Origin of the sequence: Embleya scabrispora (assembly GCF_002024165.1) — a bacterium.
Classification (GTDB): domain Bacteria; phylum Actinomycetota; class Actinomycetes; order Streptomycetales; family Streptomycetaceae; genus Embleya; species Embleya scabrispora_A.
This window is the reverse complement of record NZ_MWQN01000001.1, coordinates 5,763,197-5,781,411: the sequence shown is the minus strand read 5'-3', so window position 1 is coordinate 5,781,411 and position 18,215 is coordinate 5,763,197. Positions and strand designations below refer to the sequence as shown.

Here is an 18,215-nt window from a genome sequence, read left to right as displayed (position 1 = left end):
CCGGCGAGCCGCAGCGCCGGCGGTGCGCTCAGGCCTTGGGGAACGCCGCGATCCGCTCCTCCAGGGACACCGGCTCCTCGGCGATGCCGTCGGCCGAACCGCTCGCCAGCCGCGCGCACACCCCCCGACAGGCGAAGGTCTGCCGCTCCTCGACGTGGCCGACCGGCACCGCGTCGGGCGCCGGCTTGTCGGCGGGGGCACGCAGATCACGCCCGCACATCGTGCAGGCCAGGCCGTAGGTCATCTCGGCGGTGGGGCGGGGGCTTCGGCGGTGTCCAGCGATCGAGTGCTGCGAGTACATGCGTTCGAATCCTCCGGTCGGCCTGGTGCTCGAATGTCCGCGTCGCCGCTGACGACGCCGGCACGGACAAACGGCATACGAGGTGCCCTCGGTCTCCTCAAAGTACTCCCCCCGTTCGCCCACCCGGACCCCTACGCGGAATCGTTTCGACGTCGCGTCCCGATCGCCGCGACCGACCCGCGCGGCGCTACGCGTCGCCGGTCGTGGGCGTCCCACCACGCGGCTCGGCCGCCACCCGCGCGCCGATCTCCCGCACCACCGCCGCGAACAGATCGATGTCGGCCGCCGACGTACGCCAGTTCACGATCGCGGGGCGCAGCGCCACCCGTCCCCGGTACACGGTGGTGCCCACGTAGACCCGGCCGTCCGCGTTCAACTCGGCCCCCAGACGCCGGTTCAACTCGTCCAGTTCGGCCTCGGTGCGCGCATCCGGGCCCGACTCGACCGGTCGGTAGCGGAAGCACACCACGCACAGCCGCACCGGCGCGAGCGGTTCCAACTCGGGTGCCTCCTCGACCAGTTCGCCGAGCCGGCAGGCGAGGTCGTGGTGGCGTTCGATCATCTCCCGGTAGCCGGACCGGCCGTAGGCGCGCAGCGTGGCCCAGATCGGCAACGCCCGGGCGCGGCGCGAGGATTCGGGCCCGAGCCGGTTGTAGTCGAGATGCGTGTCCCCGGCCTCCGGCAGGTACGGGGCGTTCCAGGACCCGAACGCCCGGCCCAGCATGTCGGCGTCGCGCACGAACACGAATCCGCTCTCGTAGGGCACGTTCAGCCACTTGTGCCCGTCGGCGGCCACCGAGTGCGCCCGCTCGACGCCGCGCACCAGGTGGGCGAGCCGGGGCGAGACGCCGGCGAACAGCCCGAAGGCGCCGTCCACATGCAGCCAGGCGCCGTACCGTCGGGCCAGGTCGGCGAGCGCGTCGATCGGGTCGAAGTCGCCGGTGTTCACCTCGCCCGCCGAGGCGATCAGCACCGCGGGCCCGTCGATCTCGATCAGCGCCCGCTCCATCGCGTCGATGTCCACCCGACCGGCGTCGTCGCGCGCGCAGATCCGGATCGTGTCCCGCCCGCAGCCCAGGATCTGCAGCGCCTTGCGGTTGCTGGGATGTACGTAGCCGCTCGCCAGCACCGGCATGGTCGGCAGCCCGGCCAGCCCGTCGGCGCTGACGTCCACGCCGTGTCGCGCGGCCCACCAGTGGCGAGCGCAGGCGAGCGCGGTGAGGTTGGCGAAGGTGGCGCTGGGCGTGAGCACCCCGCCGTACGTGTCGGGCAGCCCGAACAGGTCCTTGAGCCAACCGAGCACCACCGTTTCGGCCTCGGTCGCCAGCGGCGACCCGATCCACAGGCCCGCGGGCTGGTCGAGCAGCCCGGTGACCCAGTCACCGGCCTGCGCGGCGGGGGTGGCCCCGCCCACGACGAGGTGGAAGAACCGGGGTCCCGAGGACTGGATCGCACCGCGCGTACCGATGTCGAGCAGTTCCTCGATACTGGCCAGGGTGCCGTCACCGCGCTCGGGCAGCGGGCCGCCCAACCGGTCGAACACCACGTCGGCGGCCGGATCGCGGACCGGCAGGTCGGGCAGCGCCTCCAGGTAGCGCCCGGCGGCCCTGGCCACCAGGTCGAGGGCGGGTCGGGCGAGATCACGTTCGTGGAGGGGGTCAGCCATCCGAGCAGGGGATCACGACCGGCCCATCCGCGTCGAGTATTTCTCGACCCGGAACGACTTTTGACGGCCCATCAGGAGCACCGCGCGGGCGTGGTGCGGGGCGGCCCGGGGAAAGTCCCCTCTCGGGGACGGATTCCCCCGACCGGGAGGAAGCGTGGCGACCGAGATCGAGCTGACCCACCATCGCGGCGGCGACCTCGACGAGATCCGGCAGGTGCTGCTCGACGTCTACGCCGAGGTGTACGCGGCCGAGTCGGAGCAGCCGTTCCAGTCGGTGGACACCTTCGCCGAACGCCTGGCCGCGTACGCCGCCTCGCCGGGATTCGAGTGTGTGGTCGGGTGGAGTCGCGACATCCCGGTCGGCTACGCGTTCGGCTACACCCTCCAGCCCGGCGCGCGCTGGTGGATCGGGCTGACCGAGCCGGTGCCGGCGGTGGACATCGAGGAGGACGGACGACGCACCTTCGCGCTCAACGAGTTGATGGTGCGCGAACCGTGGCGGGGCTCGGGCGCGGCACGGGTGATCCACGACCGGCTGCTCGCCGCCCGCACCGAGCAGCGGGTGACGCTGCTGGTCGACCCGACCCATCCCAGGGTGTTGGCCCTGTACGAGCGCTGGGGCTATCGCGTGCTCTGCGACCTGCGCCCGGCCTGGCCGAACGCGCCGCTGCTGACCGTGATGCTGCTCGACCGCGCGTAGGCACCCACCGGGCAGCCGAAACCTTGCCTCTGTTCAGTTTCGGCGCCCGTGCATAAGGTGCCCGCCATGAGTGACGCGACCGCGAACAAGCGGCTGATCGAACAGTTCTGGCAGGACCTGTACGCCCGCGACTTCGCCAAGGTCGCGGCCTGCTTCGCCGCCGACGGCCACTACACGGACGTCGCCGCGCCCGGGCCCGGCGCGACCGGTCCGGTGGCGATCGAGGCCCGACTGCGGCTCGGTCTGGACATGCTCGCCGGCTACATCCACCACCACAAGAGCACCGTCGCCGAGGGCGACCTCGTGGTGACCGAGCACGCCGAGGAATGGCACTGGGAGACCGGGGAGCAGGTGGTGTTGCCGTTCGTGTCGGTGCACGAGTTCCGCGACGGGCTGATCGTGCGCTGGCACGACTACTGGGACTTCGGGACGCTCATGAACGCCGCACCGCAGTGGTGGCTGGAGCACGTCGCCCAGGGCTACGCGCAGGGCGCCTGACGCCGAGGCGAACGCGCAAGGGCGACGAACCGGGTCCGACCGCATCGACCGCCGACCGCCGTTTCCGTACGGAGCCACGACCGCCGGGCCACACGAAAATTGGCCCACGTGTCGGCACGACGTAGAGTTCCGCCGGGGTTTTGTGGCACCGGCGAGCACAGGAAACGGCAACGGCGATGACAGCGAGTAGCGAGATTCAGGCGGACACGGGCGTGGCGGAGGGGATCGACCCCGCCCGTATGGAGTTGTGCCTGAGCGTGCTCGCCGAGGTGGAGGACCTCGACGTCGAGCACCCGGACGCGGTGCGGATCCGTCGGGCCACGGCCGCGATCTACAAGAGCGTCAAGGAGCGCCGCCGCAAGGAGCGCCGGGACCGGGTGCTCGCCAACGACGAGGCGGTCACCGCCGCGACCGCGACCGGCGCGCCGGGGCGGATCGACGACGAGACGCTGGGGATCGCGCTGACCACGGTCACCACCACCGAGATCGCCGGTGTCCTGGAACGCGCGCGGGCCTGCTACATCTGCAAGCAGCGCTACCGCGAGGTGGACGCGTTCTATCACCAGCTGTGTCCGGAGTGCGCCGCCTTCAACCGGGCCCGCCGCGACCAGCGCACCGACCTGACCGGCCGCCGTGCGCTGCTGACCGGCGGCCGGGCCAAGATCGGCATGTACATCGCGCTGCGCCTGTTGCGCGACGGCGCGCACACCACGATCACCACCCGCTTCCCCAACGACGCGATCCGCCGCTTCGCCGCGATGCCGGACAGCGCCGACTGGCTGCACCGGCTCAAGATCGCCGGGATAGACCTGCGCGACCCGGCCCAGGTGGTCGCGCTGGCCGATTCGGTGGCCGAGGCGGGGCCACTGGACATCCTGATCAACAACGCCGCGCAGACGGTACGCCGGACCCCGCAGGCGTACGCGGCCCTGGCCGCCGCCGAGGCCGCGCCGCTGCCCGCCGGCGAGTTGCCGGAGATGGTGTCGTTCGGGCACGTCGGCGGCAGCGGCCACGTGCTGCTGCCCGGCCAGTCCCGCGGCGAGGGCCAGGCGCTGACCCCGCAGGCGCTCACCGCGCTCGCGCTGACCAGCGGCTCGGCCTCGCCCGCCCGGATCGAGACCGGCACGGCGATCGACGCGGGCGGCCTGGTCCCCGACCTGGATCCGGTCAACAGCTGGGTGCAGCGCGTGCACGAGGTGGACCCGGTCGAACTGCTCGAGGTGCAACTGTGCAACGTGACCGCGCCGTTCGTCCTGGTCAGTCGGCTGCGGCCGGCGATGGCGGCGGCGAAGGCGCGTCGGAAGTACGTGGTCAACGTGTCCGCGATGGAGGGCCAGTTCAGCCGCGGCTACAAGGGCCCCGGCCACCCGCACACCAACATGGCCAAGGCCGCGTTGAACATGCTGACCCGCACCAGCGCCGAGGAGATGTTGTCCGACGGCATCCTGATGACCGCCGTGGACACCGGCTGGATCACCGACGAGCGCCCGCACCCGCAGAAGATGCGCCTGGCCGACGAGGGCTTCCACGCGCCGCTCGACCTGGTCGACGGCGCGGCCCGGGTCTACGACCCGATCGTGCGCGGCGAGGCCGGCGAGGACCTGTACGGGTGCTTCCTCAAGGACTACGCGCCGGCCGCCTGGTAGGCCGCCGAGCTGCGCTTTTCGGCCCCGGCGAGGATTCCCGCCGGGGCCGTTTCGGGTCCGGTCGGGGTCCGCCGAAAAAACTTTCCCGACCGTTGAACCCTCTTCGACCCCTCCCCCGTACTGCTGGATGTCGACGCACCACCGACCGGCAGCGCACCGGTCGATCGCCCGGGGACGGATCCGAATTCCGTTCCCCGTACGGCAGTTCGGCTCCTTCATCGATCCTTTCCGGGGGTTCACCATGTCTGTCCTCAGCACGCGCGGCCTCGCCGCGGTCGCCATCGCCGGTGCGCTCGGGCTCGGTCTGTCCGCCTGTGGCGACGACTCGAAGAGCAACACGTCCACCGGCGCCACGCAGCCGGCCGCCACGCAGCCGGCGCAGTCCGCACCGACCGCGCCCGGCACTCCCGGTGGGGTCGCGAACGGCGGGGTGGGCAAGGCCGTCCTGAAGGCGGGCACCGACGCCAAGCTCGGCCCGATCGTGACCGACGGCAACGGATTCACCCTGTATCGCTTCGACAAGGACACCGCCAAGCCGTCCGCGTCGAACTGCGACGGTGCCTGCGCCACCCAGTGGCCCCCGGTGACCACCACCGACGGCGTCACCGTGACCGGTGTCGACCGGTCCGCCGTCGGCAGCGTCACCCGCGGCGACGGCAGCACCCAGGTCACCATCGCGGGTTGGCCGGTGTACCGCTTCGCGCCCGACACCCGGCCCGGCGACACCAAGGGCCAGGGCGTGAAGGGGACTTGGTTCGCGGTGACCCCCGACGGCAAGAAGGCGGGCGCGGCCGCGACCGGCGCACCGCAGACGAGCAACGCGCCGACCACAAGCGGTGGCGGCTACAGCTACTGACCGACCCGAGCGGCGCGGACCCACGCCCGTCGGCACCGCTCACCCGGCACGCATCCATCCCACCCAGTCTTCGGGGAGACTCGTCATGTCCGCACGCAGATATCCGCTGCCCGCACTCGCCCTCGCCGCCGGTCTCGTGTTCGCCGTCGCCGGCTGCTCGTCCTCGGACACCAAGTCCGGTGCCACGCGCTCCGAACCGGCCGCCGCGGCCAAGGGCGCCAACGATCCCGGTACGGTCCACGGCGCCGAACACGGCGGCGCCGTGCCGGCTTCCGACGCGACCACGACCGGCGCCGCCGAGCCCGCGACGGGCGAGGAGACGTTCTTCGCCGCGGGTCTGACCGGGGCCAACGAGGTCCCCGGCGGCAACGCGCGGGTCGGCGACCCCGACGGCAAGGGCACCGCGCTGGTCCGGATCAAGGGCGACCAGGTGACCTTCGGCATCCGGTGGGAGGGGATCGGCGCGCCCACCGCGGCCCACCTGCACCTGGGCGGCAAGGGGCAGAACGGCGAGGTCAAGGTGCCCTTCTTCACCTCGCCGCTGCCCGACTCGGCGACCGCCGTCACCGGCGCCGTCAAGGTCGCCGACACGGCGCTGCTCGACCGCATCCAGAACGACTCGGCGAGCGTGTACTTCAACGTGCACACCGGCGAGTTCCCCGGCGGCGCGGTGCGGGGGCAGTTGGTCAGGCTCGCCCGACCGGCCGACGTGAACAGTGTTCTCAAAGCCGGCACGCTGCCCGCCGAGGCGACCGGCAAGCAGGAGGTGCCGAACGCCGAGGGCAAGAAGACCGCCGACCCGGACGGTCGCGCGGATACCTCGATCCGCCCGTGGGGCACCTGCATCGACTGGTCGTTCGGCTGGACCGGCATCGCCCCGCCCACGCTCGGCCACCTGCACCGGGCGGCGGCCGGGGCCAACGGCGACGTGGTCGCACCGCTCTTCGACGCGAAGGCCGGGCTGCCCCGGTCGGTGACGGGACTGGCCGGCACCGTCGAGGGCATCGACCCGGCCCTGGTGGAGCGGATCAACGCGACGCCGGCGAACTACTACACCAACCTGCACACGGGCGAGTTCCCGGGCGGCGCGGTGCGCGGGCAGCTGTCCCGAAAGGTCGCCCCGAAGTCGCCGGCGCTGAACCTGTCGGTGGTCGCGGGCAAGCAGATCTACCGGTGCACGGCCAAGGACGGCGGCACCGCGTTCACCCAGCTCGACGTCGCCGCCAAGCTCCAGGGCGACCTCGAGCACACGTTCGTGACCCCGACGGCGGGCCCGCCGCAGTGGGTCGCCCCCGACGGCAGCGCGGTCACCGGCGCGGTGGCGAGCAAACTGCCCAACGGCGACGGCAACATCCCCGAACTGGTGCTGAACGCGACCCGGACCGGCACGCCGGACGCGCTGCTGTCCGCGACCACGCAGGTACTGCGGCTGAACACCCGGGGCGGTGTGGCACCGACGGGCTCGTGCGACCCGGCCACCCGGCCGACGGCGGAAGTGCCGTACCAGGCGGACTACCTGTTCCTGGGCTGAGCCGAACTTCCCTGCACCAAAGGGAAGTTCCCGGCCCGCATCACCCCGAAGGGCCGCGCGTCGATCCCCACGCGCGGCCCTTCGGCACGTCTCCACCCGAGCACCGCGGCCGGGCACCCCGGCTGCTCGCCCCGGCTGCCCACTCCGGCCGCCGGCTCCGCCCGCTCACTCCGGCAGTGCGACGACCATCTTCCCGGTGTTCTCGCCGCGCAGCATGCCGAGCAGCGCGGACAGGTTGTTCTCGATCCCCTCGACCACCGTCTCGCGATACTTGAGTTCGCCAGTGCGCAACCAGCCGCCGACCTCGGTCAGGAACTCGTCGCGCCGGCCGAAGGAGTCGATCACGATGAATCCCTGCAACCGCAGCCGCTTGCCGATCGACAGCGCGAGGTTGCGCGGGGCGGGCGTCGGCTCGGTGGCGTTGTACTGCGCGATCGCGCCGCACATCGCCACCCGGCCGTGCGTGTGCAGCGCGCCGATCGCGGCCTCGAGGTGCTCGCCCCCGACGTTGTCGAAGTAGACGTCGATGCCCTCGGGCGCGGCCTTCGCCAACTGCTCGGCGACCGGCCCGTCCTTGTAGTTGAACGCCGCGTCGAAGCCGTACTCGTCCACGAGCAGGGCGACCTTGTCCGCCGAGCCCGCGCTGCCGATCACCCGCGACGCGCCCTTGAGCCGGGCGATCTGGCCGACCTGGCTGCCCACCGCGCCGGCCGCGCCGGAGACGAACACCGCGTCGCCCTCGCGGAAGGAGGCGATGTCGAGCAGGCCCGCCCAGGCGGTCAGGCCGGGCATGCCCAGCACGCCGAGGTAGGCGGACAGCGGGGCGAGGTCGGCGTCGACCTTGACCGCCCCGGCCCCGCGGCCCTCGACCACCGAGTACTCGCGCCACCCGAGCCAGTGCTGCACGTTGTCCCCGACCGCGAAGGCGTCCGACCGGGACGCGACGACCCGGCCCACCGCGCCGCCGTGCATGGGCTCGTTCAGCGCGAAGGGCGGGGTGTACGACTCGACGTCGTTCATCCGGCCGCGCATGGCCGGGTCGACGGACAGGAACAGGTTGCGGACCAGGATCTGTCCGTCCGCGAGCTCCGGGATCTCGACCTCGCGCAGCGCGAAGTCCTCCTCCTTCGGCCAGCCCTTCGGGCGGGCCAGGATGTGCCATTCGCGGCTGGTGGTGGGGGTCATCTCGGGTGGCCTCTCTGACGTGCGGAACGGACTGGACGGAGGGGACGGGCGCGGTCGATCAGACGTCCGCGGACTCCTGGACCCGCGGCTGGGACACGGCGACGGGTTCGGCCCTGGCGGGTACCCGCTGCAGGCCGAGCAACGCCACCGCGACGACCAGGACCAACATCGCGCCGGCGATCACGAAGCTGAGCGTGAATCGGCCCTCCGCCGGGATCGGCGGGAGACCGGGGGGCAGGCCCTCGACCGACTTGGACGCGAGCAGCGAGGTGATCACCGCGCTGGCGATCGAGCTGCCGACGCTGCGCGAGATGGAGTTGATCCCGTTCGCGATGCCGGTCTGATGGTGCGGTACGCCGGCCACGATCAGTGCGGGCATCGCCGCGTAGCCGAACGAGATGGCGATACCGGTGAGCATGCCCGCGAGGATCACCGACGCCGACGCGCCGTGTCCGAAGGCGAGCCAGGCGAAGCCGGCCACCCCGACGCCCGCGCCGATCGCGAGCGTGGCCCGGGCACCGATCCGGCCCACGAGCAGACCGCCCAGCGGCGCCGCGAGCAGCGAGATCAGCGCGCCCGGGAGCAGATACTCCACCGAGGCCCGCAACACCGAGGCGCCGAAGCCGTATCCGGCCACCCGCTCGGGCATCTGGACCAGGTAGGAGATGCCGATGAACTGGCTGAACGCGGCGAAGCCGACGAACAGACCGGCCACGTTGGTCAGCAGGACGGGGCGGTGCACGAACATTCGCAGGTCCACCAGCGGATCGGCGACCCGGCGCTCCACCCGGACCCAGACGAAGGCCATCACCACCGCGCCGACGAAGGAGCCGATGGTCCGGCCGGACGCCCAGCCCCACTCGTGGCCCTGCGAGATGCCCAGGAGCAGCAGGACCAGGAACAGGCCGAGGGTGGCCGCGCCGAGCAGGTCGATCCGGCCGCCGGCCTTGACCCGGCTCGCCGGCACCCGGATCAGCACCGCGACCAGGGCCACGACGGACAGGATCCCGGAGAACCAGAACACCAGGTGGTAGTTCGGGTCGTCGCCGCGCGTGAGCAGCCCGGTGGCCACCAGGGACAGGCCGCTGCCGAACGCGAGGGTGCCGCTGATCAGCGCCATCGCGCCGGGCAGCTTCTCGACGGGCACCTCCTCGCGGATGATCGACAACGCGAGCGGGAAGATCGCGGTCGCCGCGCCCTGGAGCACCCGGCCGACGATCAGCAGCGGCAGCGAGGACGTCACGGCCGCGAGCACCGAGCCCGCGATCATCACGACCAGTACGCCGATCAGGGTCGGCCGCTTGCCGTGCTGGTCGCCGAACCGGCCGAGCAGCGGCGTGAACACCGCCGCCGACAGCAGCGTCGCGGTGGTCACCCAGCCGACTCCGGCGGGCGTGGTGTCCAGTTCCCGCTGGAGCAGCCCCAGGATCGGGATGACCTGGGTCTGCGCCATCGCGACGACCATGGCGGCCAGGCCGAGGGCGAGGATCAGCGGTCCACCGGATCGTCGCGTGTCGGGCGGGGTGGGGGTCACGGGTGTTCTTTCTACGAGCGAGAAGCTTGTCGGCCTCGATGGTTGAAGTCTTCAAGCAATGGGACGGGATCGACCGTAGACACCGGGAAATTGCTCCGTCAAGTTCAATGGTTGAAGTCCTCAACCTTTTTGCACTACCTTGGGGTCATGAGCAGTCCCGAGCCGAGCACCGCCGAGATCATGGACGCCATGGCCGCCGTGGGTACCGCGTACTTCCACGACTTCGCCGCCGTGGTCAGCCGGCACGGGCTGACCTCCGTGCAGGCCAAGACGCTGTCCCTGTTGCGCCGCCCGCTGCCGATGCGCGGACTGGCCGATCGGCTGGTGTGCGACGCCTCCAACGTCACCGGCATCGTGGATCGGCTCGAATCGCGCGGCCTGGTCCGCCGCGAGGCCGACCCCGCCGACCGGCGGGTCAAGAACGTGGTGGCCACCGAGGAGGGGCACGACACGATCCACCGGATCCGGGCCGAGATGCACACCACGCGCGCCGCGCTCGACGCACTCACCCCCGACGAGCGCGCCGCGCTGTACGGGCTGCTGGGCCGACTGCGCCCGGCGATGGAGGCCCCGCACGCCTGACCGCGCCGGCGGCGGGCCCGGTCCGGGCCGCGCGAATCGGCTTGCCCGAAGGTGCGCGCGCCCGGCACGCTCGGTCGGTGACCGCGACTCCCGAGATCGACATGAGCGGGGCCCACCGCTACGTGGCGTCGGGGTCCGCCGTCGGGACCGTGCCGCCGAGGGAGCGCCAGACCAACGCCGCGGTGCGATACGGCCAGTTCGTCGGAACCGGCGCACCGGCCAGTTCGCGGCCGTACCAGGAGCCGGTGCACATCGTGAGGGCGACCTCCAAGTCGGCGTCGGGCGCGAGTTGGCCCTGGCGGCGGGCCGATTCCAGCGCGTCCAGCAGGCGCGCACGACGGGGGGCGATCACCCGGGAGCGGTAGCGCGCCCGCAGCTCGGGGTCGGTCGTGTCCTGGAGCATCGTGCCGACCAGGGACATCCGGCCGGGTTTGCCGACGCCGCGCTGGAAGTCGGCGAGTTCGGCCACCAGCGTGCCGAACGGGTCGGCGGCGCGGACGTCGTGCTCCTCCTCGGCGAGCGCGGTCACCACCGCCGCGGCCAACTCGGCCTTGCCGGGCCAGCGTCGATACAGCGCCTGACGGGTCGTGCCGGCCTCCTGGGCGACCGCCGCGAGCGACATCGCGGCGTATCCGTCCCGGGCCAGATGTTGTCCCGCGACGGCCAGGATGCGGGCGTCGATCGCGCCGTCCCGCGCCCGACCGGCACCGCGGCTGGCACTTTCCATTTCAATACACTCCTGTATTGTATTGATCGCCAACGCACCGAGAAACAGGGGTAGCGAGCGTGATCATCGTGTTCAACCGTCCCATCATCCCGTCGGGCCGATGCACCGGCGGAACCCCGTGACCGGCGCGTCGATCCCGAGCCGCCTGCGGTCGCTGCTGACCCGGGCGCACGCCCTCGACCACGGGCTCACCCGTCGGATGACCGACGCCGACGCGGGCGAGCCGCTGCGGGACACGGTGATCCGACCGCTCGCCGAGGCACTGGCCGAGGTCGGCGGGAGCGCCGTCGAGCCGGAGCCGGTCGAGCCGACGGCCGCCGACGCGGATCCGGCCGGCCTCGTGCGCACCCTCGCCGCGGACGTCACCCGGCTGCGCGCCGAGGTCGACCCCGCGCCGCCGCTCGGCGTCCAGGAGGCCGCCGCCGCGCTGCAACACCTGGCCTGGCTCTTCACCGACGAGGACGACCGGGCCGCGCTGGTCGCGGAGTTCGCCGCGCTCCAGGCCGGTCTGCCGACCCGGATCCGCATCGCGCCGAACGGGCCGTACCTGGTCACCAACGCCCCGCGCGTCACCGACCGGCTCGGTGAGCCGATCCCGGTGCTGCCGCAGACCGCGCTGTGCCGGTGCGGCGAGTCGACCACCAAACCGCTGTGCGACGGCAGCCACGCCCAAAACGGGTTCACCGGCGCCAAGGACCCCGGCCGGGTGCCCGACGAGCGGCGCACGTACCCCGGCGCTCCCGTCGCGGTCACCGACAACCGCGGCATCTGCGCGCACTCGGGCCTGTGTACCGATCGACTCTCCACGGTCTTCCGGCAGAAGGAGGAGCCGTTCGTGGCGCCCTCCGGCGACCGCATGGACGAGATCGTGCGCACCGTGCGGGCCTGCCCGTCCGGCGCGCTCGACTACCTGATCGACGGCCGGTCCCCGCCGCCGCAGCCGCGCGACCCCGCGATCGAGGTCTCCCAGGACGGCCCGTACCGGGTGACCGGCTCGATCCCCCTGGTCGGCGCCGACGGCGAGCCCGAGCCGCGCGGTCCCGGCGCCCCGACCGAGCACTACAGCCTGTGCCGGTGCGGCCATTCGCAGAACAAGCCGTTCTGCAGCGGCATGCACTGGTACGTGAACTTCGCCGACCCGCCGCGCTCCGAGGAGCCCACGCTCTACGAATGGGCCGGCGGACTGCCCGCGCTGACCCGCATGACGCACATCTTCTACGACAAGTACGTCCCGCAAGACCCGCTGCTCGGCCCGCTGTTCGCCCGGATGGCCCCCGACCACCCCGAGCGGGTGGCGGCCTGGCTGGTCGAGACCTTCGGCGGCCCCAAGCTGTACACCGAGCAGTACGGCGGCTACGACCACATGGTGAGCGAGCACGCCGGCAAGGCCCTGACCGAGGAATGGCGTACCCGCTGGACGCAGTTGATCGGCCGGGCCGCCGACGACGCGGGCCTGCCCACCGACGCCGAGTTCCGCGCCGCGTTCGTCGCCTATGTCGAGTGGGGCTCGCGCATCGCGGTGGAGAACTCCCAGCCCGGTGCCCGGCCGCCGGCCCACATGCCCGTACCCCGCTGGTGGTGGGTCTGCGGCGCCACCCCCGGCGCCCGGGTCTCCGCACTGGCCCCCGCCGCGACCGAGGAGACGCGCGAGACGCCGCTGCCGACCGAGGACCAACCGATCGGCTTCGCCGAGCACATCAGGCCGCTGTTCCGGGAGATGGACCGCAAGTCGATGAGCTTCATGTTCGACCTGTGGTCGCACGACGACGTCAGCGCGCACGCGCGGGCGATCCTGGCCCGGCTGCGCCAGGGCAGCATGCCCTGCGACGGCGCCTGGCCCGCCGACCGGGTGGACGTCTTCGCCCGCTGGGTCGACGAGGGCGCCCCGGCGTAGCCCGCGCCGGTGCCGGCGGTCCGCGCCACGGGGGCCGACCGCCGGCACCGGTCGTGCCCACGGGCACGCCGGTCGGTTGCCGACCGGCCTCGGGCATGTCCCGATTCCTCGACAGCGGTTGCCCGCCGCCCCGAACCGCGAACGTCCCCGGTACGCTCGGCGCACGTACGGAATCCGTGGTGCGGAGGCAGGCGGCGTGACATCCATACCGGCGGGGGACGCGGGCGAAGGCACCGAGAACGCTTGGCGGTTGCCGCGACTCGACGAGGTCGAGACCAAGCTGCCCACCCGGATCGTGACGACCGTTCCGCATACCGCCCGGATCTACGACTACCTTCTCGGCGGCAAGAACAATTTCGCGGTCGATCGGGCCGCCGCCGACGCCATCGTCGCGACGATCCCGGACCTTGCGGTCTCCCTCCGGCTCAATCGGCTCTTCCTGCGCCGCGCCGTGCGCTACGCGGCCCGCCGGGGCATCCGCCAGTTCCTGGACATCGGCACCGGGATCCCCACCTCGGGCAACACCCACGAAGTGGCCCACGAGATCGCCCCCGACGCCCGGGTGGCCTACGTGGACAACGACCCGATCGTGCTCGTGCACGGGCGGGCGCTGATGACCGACGCGGGTCCGGGCCGGACCACGTTCACCCAGGCCGATCTGCGCGCGCCCGAGGACATCCTGTCCGCGCCGGAGGTGCTGGAGGTCATCGACTTCGATCAGCCTGTGGCGCTGATGCTGGTCGCGATCCTGCACTTCATCCGCGACGACGAGAAACCGCACGACATCGTCGCCCGGCTCCGCGACGCGCTGCCCGCCAAAAGCATGCTGCTGCTCTCGCACGCGTCCTTCGACGCCAACCCGCACCAGGGCCGCAAGGGCGCCGAGGGCTGGAAGAACGCCTCGGCCGAGATGACCATGCGCCCCTACGACGAGATCCGCACCATGTTCACCGGGTTCGACCTGGTCGAACCCGGCTTGCGCACCCACTGGAACCCGGACGGCGAACCCGAACACCCGTTGGACGAGGTCGAGAACGTCTGGGGCTACGGCGCCGTCGGCATCAAACCCTGACCGGCCGTACCCCCGTCGGTTTCCCGGGCTCGCAGGCGAGGAACGTCGTGTACACATCCCGAATGGCCGTGACCGCCACGGCGGTCGTCCTCTGCTGCGCCGCGCTCGCCGGCTGCGCCGGTGTCGGTGACGCGCTGGAGTCCAACGTCGACCGGGACGCACGGGACCTGGTCCGCGAGTCGGCGAGCCTGCTCCGCGGCGCCGACGACATCCGCATCGTCGGCGACCAGGTGCTCACCTCCACCAGGCGCGTCGACTTCGATCTGTGCGTGCGCGAGGGCCGGGACTACCGGGGCACGTTCGAGATGAACGGGCACCCGGGCGAGGCGATCGTGGTCGGCGGGAAGTCCTATCTCAAAGCCGGCGCCGAGTTCTGGGAGTGGGCCGGTCCGAGCCTGCCCGACACCGCCGCGAACAGGCGGACGTACGCCGATCGTTACGCGATGCTCGCGTACGACCCGGCCGATCCCCTGGACACGGTCGGCGTGGTCTTCGGACCCGGTGCCGACGGCTACACCAAGGGCGAACCGGTCACCATCGACGGCCGTACGCTGATCCCCCTCACCCGGGTCGACGGGGAGGGGGACGCGCAGGGTCGGCGGCGGTCGCGCACGGTCTACGTGCGGGCGTACGGCAAGCCGTATCCCGTCGTCATCCGCTCCGAGGGCACCCGTCCGCAGAACGCGAGGATCACCCGCAGCGAACGCTCGTGCGTGCCCGTCGCACCCCCCGCGGGCGAGGTGGTGGATCGCCTGCCCGCGGGGAAGTAGCGGCTCGTATCGGTGACGTCAGCCGTGCAGGGCCTCCGCCGGCCGGCGGCCGAGGATCGACTCGGCGATCTCACCGCTGCGGATGGCGAGATTGGACAGGAGCGAGGAGGTCAGCCCGTGGGTGTGCTCCGTACCGCCCTGGAGATAGATGCCGCAGCGCAGTTCGGGAGAGGTGACCAGTCGGTAGTCCCGGTCCACCCGATGCCGGCCGGCCTCGTCGCGCAGGCAGTACCGGTCCAACTCGCCCAGCAGGCGGCTGGGTTCCATCGCCTCGTAGCCGGTGGCGAACACGATCGCGTCCACGTCCAGTTCGGGCGATTCGTCGTCGAGCAGCGACAGCAGTGACACGCGCGTCTCGTCACCCGCCCGCTTGACCTCGTCGACCCGGGTCAGGTTGAGGAAGTGCAACCGCTCGACCCCGCGCACCTCCTCGTCGTACGAGCGCCGGTAGAGGTCGCGGATCACCTCGTCGTCGACCACCGAATAATTGGTGTTCCGGTGGTACTGCCAGAACGCCTCGCGCGTGCGGTCGGTCCCGAAGTAGTACGCGTCCACCGCGCTCGGGTCGAACACCTGGTTCGCGAACGGGGTGTCGTCGGCCACGCAGTATCCGTACGACGGGATGATCGAGTAGACCCGGGCGTGCGGGAGTTCGTCGTAGAGGAACCGGGTGATCTCGGCCGCGCTCTGGCCCGCGCCGACCACCGCCACGGTGCGCAGCCCGGTCGGGTCGGTCCGGCTGTACTTGTCCAGGAACTCCGAGCTGTGCCAGACCCGTTCGTCGGCCTGGATGCCGTCGGGCAGGCGCGGCACCAGGCCGGTGGAGATGGCCACGTTGCGCGCGTCGACCGTGCGGGTGCCGGAGCCGTCGCGGATCTCCAGGCGCAGATGCTCTGCCGAGGCCGGGTCGACGCCCGCCGGCAGCCGGATCGCGGCCACCTCCGAGCCGTAGTGCACCCGGTCGGTGAAGCTCGCCTGGGCCCACTCCAGGTACTGGTGGAACTCCTGGCGGGTCGGGAAGAAGTCCTGGTTGTTGACGAACTGCGCGAGCCGGCCCGCCTCGTGCAGATACGACACGAAGCTGAACCGCGACACCGGGTTCCGGAACGTGGCCAGGTCCTTCATGAACGAGATCTGCATGGTCGCGGTCGGCAGCAACATATTGCGATGCCAGCCGAACGCGGGCTGCCGCTCGAAGAATATCGCCCCGGGTCCGTCCGGGGATCCGTTGCGACCGGCGTCCCCGTACTCCTCCAGGGCGATGGCCAGGGACAGATTGGAGGGCCCGAATCCGATGCCCGCCACGTCGTAGATTTCATGTGCAAAAGTACCCATAGAATACTCTCTCGCTAGCGTGGCGGCGACAGGGACTTCGGTATCTCGACGGGTCGGTCACGGAAACCGGGAAGGGGCCCTGGTCGGGCGTCCTGGAATTCAGCGGAAATCATCGTCGAGCCTTGTCGGCGGTTCTCGCATCTCTCGACCGGAGATCCGGGAGAAACGCATTCGGTATTGCGCCGGGAAGCACCGCAGCTTCAACTTAGAGGGGCCGGGCACACCTTTCAAGGGCTCGGTCGCAATGCAGCGGAGTACGCCGTCCTGCCGACGGGACAACACACCCGCCGCGGCGGCACCCCGCTCGTATCCATACCAAGGACTCCGGCTCCGTCGTCGTGGAGCCGCGCCCTGCACCAGGTCACCGAAAGGGTGAGTTCCGGATGTTCGTTCCCCGGGAGTACCGCGAACCGGACGGTTCGTGGATGGTCGAGTTGATCCGTAGAAATCCGTTGGCGCTCGTGGCACTGAACGGCAGCCCCGAGGACGGGCCCTTCGCCACACACCTGCCGGTGATCCTCGACCCCGAGCGGCACACCGAATGGAGCGACGACCTGGTCGGTGTCACGTTGCTCGGACACATGAACCGGGCGAATCCGCATTGGCGGGCACTGACCGACGGCTGCACCGTGCTGCTCACCTTCACCGGACCGCACGCGTACGTCTCGCCGACCGTGTACGAGATCACGCCGGCCGCGCCGACCTGGAACTTCACCTCGGTACACCTGCGCGGCACGGTGGAGAAGATCGATTCGGCGGACGAGACGCTGGGCGTGGTGAGGTCCACCGTCCGAGCCTTCGAAAGCGAGCACGGGACGGGATGGGACATGACCGAATCGGTCGAGTACTTCCGCAGCATCGTGGGCGGCGTGGGCGCCTTCCGGATCCGAGTGACCAGGGCCGACGGCATGTTCAAGCTCAGCCAGGAACAACCCGGCGAGGTGCGGGACCGGGTGCGGCGCTCGTTCGACGAGCGCGGGTGCACGCGGCATCGCGCCACGGCCGAGTTGATGAGCCGCCTGCCCTGACCGCGGCCCGGCCTGCCGAAGGACCCGCGCTCGACCCGGAGCGCGGGCCCCTCGGCCCACCGGTGCGGGAAGTCGGGCGGGGCGTACCGGACTTCCGGGCCGTCAGCGCCCGTGCCGGTCCGTTCCCGCGCGCCACTCCGCGGCCGGATCGGTCAGACGCCGACGCCGGCCTCCTGCGGCACGCCCTCCTGTACCTCCTCCAGCGCGACCTCGATGGCGTCCTCGAGCACCCGCTCGGCGGCGTTGTCGAGGGTCGCGAGCACCCATTGCTCGAAGTCGATTCCGGAATGTTCGGCGGCCTTGTGCCACCACTGGATTCGATCACCGGGCACGGCGAGACGACGGGTCGCCTCGATCTGCCGGCCGTCGCGCCCTTCGTCCGCTCGCGCATCGCGGATAGCGTTGCGCAGCTGCTTGGTGGTCCACTTCATCTGTTCCGCGCGGTCGAGCCACAGTTCCTGTTCACCGATCGGCAACGAGGCCAGCTCGGCATGATGCTGGAAACTGAGCGCGGACCGCCGACGATCGAAGTCGAACCTCCTGGAGACCCACGCATAATTCCGGAGCGTCTGGTAGCTTAACCCCGCTGCGCGTATCCCTCGCTGATACAGGTCGGTATAGTGATCTTTTCCGTATACCAACCAGTCGCCGAGCCACCACGACGAGGAATCCAAGATTCCCGAGAGTTTACGCCCGGCTTGCTCCCAATCCTCGAAGGTCATGTCGGCCGGGATTTGCAGACCCACCTTTGTGGTGAGCAATCGCCCGCAATGCGGACTTTCCCTGACAGCTCTTCGCGGGCGGGCGACCACTCCCGGTCCCGAGTGCAGCTGCGCCTCTCTCTCACGATCGTGAACTCTCGTCTGGTTCGCCACCATGCCTCCATGTGC

Annotated in this window: 17 protein-coding genes; 10 read left to right on the top strand and 7 right to left on the bottom strand. The window is 71.3% G+C overall.

Features of this window, described 5'->3' with window-relative positions; all coding sequences use genetic code 11:
• Positions 1–28 precede the first annotated feature (28 nt).
• Complete coding sequence (locus B4N89_RS25490) at positions 29–301, bottom strand: hypothetical protein (protein WP_078978138.1); 273 nt, start codon at positions 299–301, stop codon at positions 29–31.
• Between the two features lie 187 nt (positions 302–488).
• Positions 489–1,967: a pyridoxal phosphate-dependent decarboxylase family protein gene (locus B4N89_RS25485; RefSeq protein WP_078978137.1), complete on the bottom strand. Its 1,479-nt coding sequence runs from the start codon at positions 1,965–1,967 to the stop codon at positions 489–491.
• Positions 1,968–2,121: 154 nt separating this feature from the next.
• Here B4N89_RS25485 and B4N89_RS25480 point away from each other — a divergent pair, with 154 nt between their 5' ends.
• The 5 genes from B4N89_RS25480 (at position 2,122) to B4N89_RS25460 (ending at position 7,198) form a co-directional block, all read left to right on the top strand.
• The gene (locus tag B4N89_RS25480; protein ID WP_235618780.1) at positions 2,122–2,667 is read left to right on the top strand and encodes a GNAT family N-acetyltransferase; all 546 of its coding nucleotides are present in this window, start codon (positions 2,122–2,124) and stop codon (positions 2,665–2,667) included.
• A 66-nt stretch (positions 2,668–2,733) separates the two neighbouring features.
• A complete protein-coding gene (locus tag B4N89_RS25475) occupies positions 2,734–3,165 on the top strand; it encodes a nuclear transport factor 2 family protein (protein ID WP_078978136.1) in 432 nt (143 codons plus the stop codon).
• A gap of 176 nt (positions 3,166–3,341) precedes the next feature.
• The gene (locus tag B4N89_RS25470) at positions 3,342–4,811 is read left to right on the top strand and encodes an SDR family NAD(P)-dependent oxidoreductase (protein ID WP_078978135.1); all 1,470 of its coding nucleotides are present in this window, start codon (positions 3,342–3,344) and stop codon (positions 4,809–4,811) included.
• A 241-nt stretch (positions 4,812–5,052) separates the two neighbouring features.
• Positions 5,053–5,667: a hypothetical protein gene (locus tag B4N89_RS25465; protein WP_078979619.1), complete on the top strand. Its 615-nt coding sequence runs from the start codon at positions 5,053–5,055 to the stop codon at positions 5,665–5,667.
• An 85-nt stretch (positions 5,668–5,752) separates the two neighbouring features.
• Positions 5,753–7,198: a CHRD domain-containing protein gene (locus tag B4N89_RS25460; protein WP_078978134.1), complete on the top strand. Its 1,446-nt coding sequence runs from the start codon at positions 5,753–5,755 to the stop codon at positions 7,196–7,198.
• A gap of 165 nt (positions 7,199–7,363) precedes the next feature.
• Here B4N89_RS25460 and B4N89_RS25455 read toward each other — a convergent pair whose 3' ends face one another.
• A complete protein-coding gene (locus B4N89_RS25455; protein WP_078978133.1) occupies positions 7,364–8,383 on the bottom strand; it encodes an NADP-dependent oxidoreductase in 1,020 nt (339 codons plus the stop codon).
• Between the two features lie 58 nt (positions 8,384–8,441).
• Complete coding sequence (locus B4N89_RS25450; RefSeq protein ID WP_078978132.1) at positions 8,442–9,917, bottom strand: MFS transporter; 1,476 nt, start codon at positions 9,915–9,917, stop codon at positions 8,442–8,444.
• Between the two features lie 147 nt (positions 9,918–10,064).
• Here B4N89_RS25450 and B4N89_RS25445 point away from each other — a divergent pair, with 147 nt between their 5' ends.
• Entirely contained in the window at positions 10,065–10,499 is a 435-nt protein-coding gene (locus tag B4N89_RS25445; protein WP_078978131.1) for a MarR family winged helix-turn-helix transcriptional regulator, read from the top strand.
• 118 nt (positions 10,500–10,617) lie between these two features.
• On the opposite strand, the gene B4N89_RS25440 is transcribed toward B4N89_RS25445, so the two are convergent.
• Positions 10,618–11,226 carry a TetR/AcrR family transcriptional regulator gene (locus B4N89_RS25440; RefSeq protein ID WP_078978130.1) on the bottom strand — a complete coding sequence of 203 codons (609 nt, stop codon included), beginning with the start codon at positions 11,224–11,226 and terminating at the stop codon, positions 10,618–10,620.
• Between the two features lie 100 nt (positions 11,227–11,326).
• Between B4N89_RS25440 and B4N89_RS25435 the strand changes: the two genes are divergently transcribed.
• The 3 genes from B4N89_RS25435 (at position 11,327) to B4N89_RS25425 (ending at position 14,962) form a co-directional block, all read left to right on the top strand.
• Positions 11,327–13,120 (top strand): CDGSH iron-sulfur domain-containing protein, encoded by a 1,794-nt coding sequence (locus B4N89_RS25435; RefSeq protein ID WP_235618779.1) that lies wholly within the window; start codon positions 11,327–11,329, stop codon positions 13,118–13,120.
• A gap of 196 nt (positions 13,121–13,316) precedes the next feature.
• A complete protein-coding gene (locus tag B4N89_RS25430) occupies positions 13,317–14,192 on the top strand; it encodes an SAM-dependent methyltransferase (RefSeq protein WP_078978129.1) in 876 nt (291 codons plus the stop codon).
• A gap of 62 nt (positions 14,193–14,254) precedes the next feature.
• A complete protein-coding gene (locus tag B4N89_RS25425) occupies positions 14,255–14,962 on the top strand; it encodes a hypothetical protein (protein ID WP_078978128.1) in 708 nt (235 codons plus the stop codon).
• 18 nt (positions 14,963–14,980) lie between these two features.
• On the opposite strand, the gene B4N89_RS25420 is transcribed toward B4N89_RS25425, so the two are convergent.
• On the bottom strand, positions 14,981–16,297 hold the full coding sequence (locus tag B4N89_RS25420; RefSeq protein WP_078978127.1) for a lysine N(6)-hydroxylase/L-ornithine N(5)-oxygenase family protein: 1,317 nt from the start codon (positions 16,295–16,297) through the stop codon (positions 14,981–14,983).
• Positions 16,298–16,680: 383 nt separating this feature from the next.
• Between B4N89_RS25420 and B4N89_RS25415 the strand changes: the two genes are divergently transcribed.
• Complete coding sequence (locus B4N89_RS25415) at positions 16,681–17,325, top strand: FMN-binding negative transcriptional regulator (protein ID WP_078978126.1); 645 nt, start codon at positions 16,681–16,683, stop codon at positions 17,323–17,325.
• A gap of 152 nt (positions 17,326–17,477) precedes the next feature.
• Here B4N89_RS25415 and B4N89_RS25410 read toward each other — a convergent pair whose 3' ends face one another.
• Positions 17,478–18,047: an LmbU family transcriptional regulator gene (locus tag B4N89_RS25410; protein WP_235618778.1), complete on the bottom strand. Its 570-nt coding sequence runs from the start codon at positions 18,045–18,047 to the stop codon at positions 17,478–17,480.
• Positions 18,048–18,215: the final 168 nt, after the last annotated feature.

Bases quoted from the DNA above. Each gene is read 5' to 3' on its own strand.
- B4N89_RS25490 (WP_078978138.1), bottom strand. From the start codon at position 301: ATGTACTCGCAGCACTCGATCGCTGGACACCGCCGAAGCCCCCGCCCC.
- B4N89_RS25485 (WP_078978137.1), bottom strand. From the start codon at position 1,967: ATGGCTGACCCCCTCCACGAACGTGATCTCGCCCGACCCGCCCTCGAC.
- B4N89_RS25475 (WP_078978136.1), top strand. From the start codon at position 2,734: ATGAGTGACGCGACCGCGAACAAGCGGCTGATCGAACAGTTCTGGCAG.
- B4N89_RS25470 (WP_078978135.1), top strand. From the start codon at position 3,342: ATGACAGCGAGTAGCGAGATTCAGGCGGACACGGGCGTGGCGGAGGGG.
- B4N89_RS25465 (WP_078979619.1), top strand. From the start codon at position 5,053: ATGTCTGTCCTCAGCACGCGCGGCCTCGCCGCGGTCGCCATCGCCGGT.
- B4N89_RS25460 (WP_078978134.1), top strand. From the start codon at position 5,753: ATGTCCGCACGCAGATATCCGCTGCCCGCACTCGCCCTCGCCGCCGGT.
- B4N89_RS25455 (WP_078978133.1), bottom strand. From the start codon at position 8,383: ATGACCCCCACCACCAGCCGCGAATGGCACATCCTGGCCCGCCCGAAG.
- B4N89_RS25445 (WP_078978131.1), top strand. From the start codon at position 10,065: ATGAGCAGTCCCGAGCCGAGCACCGCCGAGATCATGGACGCCATGGCC.
- B4N89_RS25440 (WP_078978130.1), bottom strand. From the start codon at position 11,226: ATGGAAAGTGCCAGCCGCGGTGCCGGTCGGGCGCGGGACGGCGCGATC.
- B4N89_RS25435 (WP_235618779.1), top strand. From the start codon at position 11,327: ATGCACCGGCGGAACCCCGTGACCGGCGCGTCGATCCCGAGCCGCCTG.
- B4N89_RS25425 (WP_078978128.1), top strand. From the start codon at position 14,255: ATGGCCGTGACCGCCACGGCGGTCGTCCTCTGCTGCGCCGCGCTCGCC.
- B4N89_RS25420 (WP_078978127.1), bottom strand. From the start codon at position 16,297: ATGGGTACTTTTGCACATGAAATCTACGACGTGGCGGGCATCGGATTC.
- B4N89_RS25415 (WP_078978126.1), top strand. From the start codon at position 16,681: ATGTTCGTTCCCCGGGAGTACCGCGAACCGGACGGTTCGTGGATGGTC.
- B4N89_RS25410 (WP_235618778.1), bottom strand. From the start codon at position 18,047: ATGACCTTCGAGGATTGGGAGCAAGCCGGGCGTAAACTCTCGGGAATC.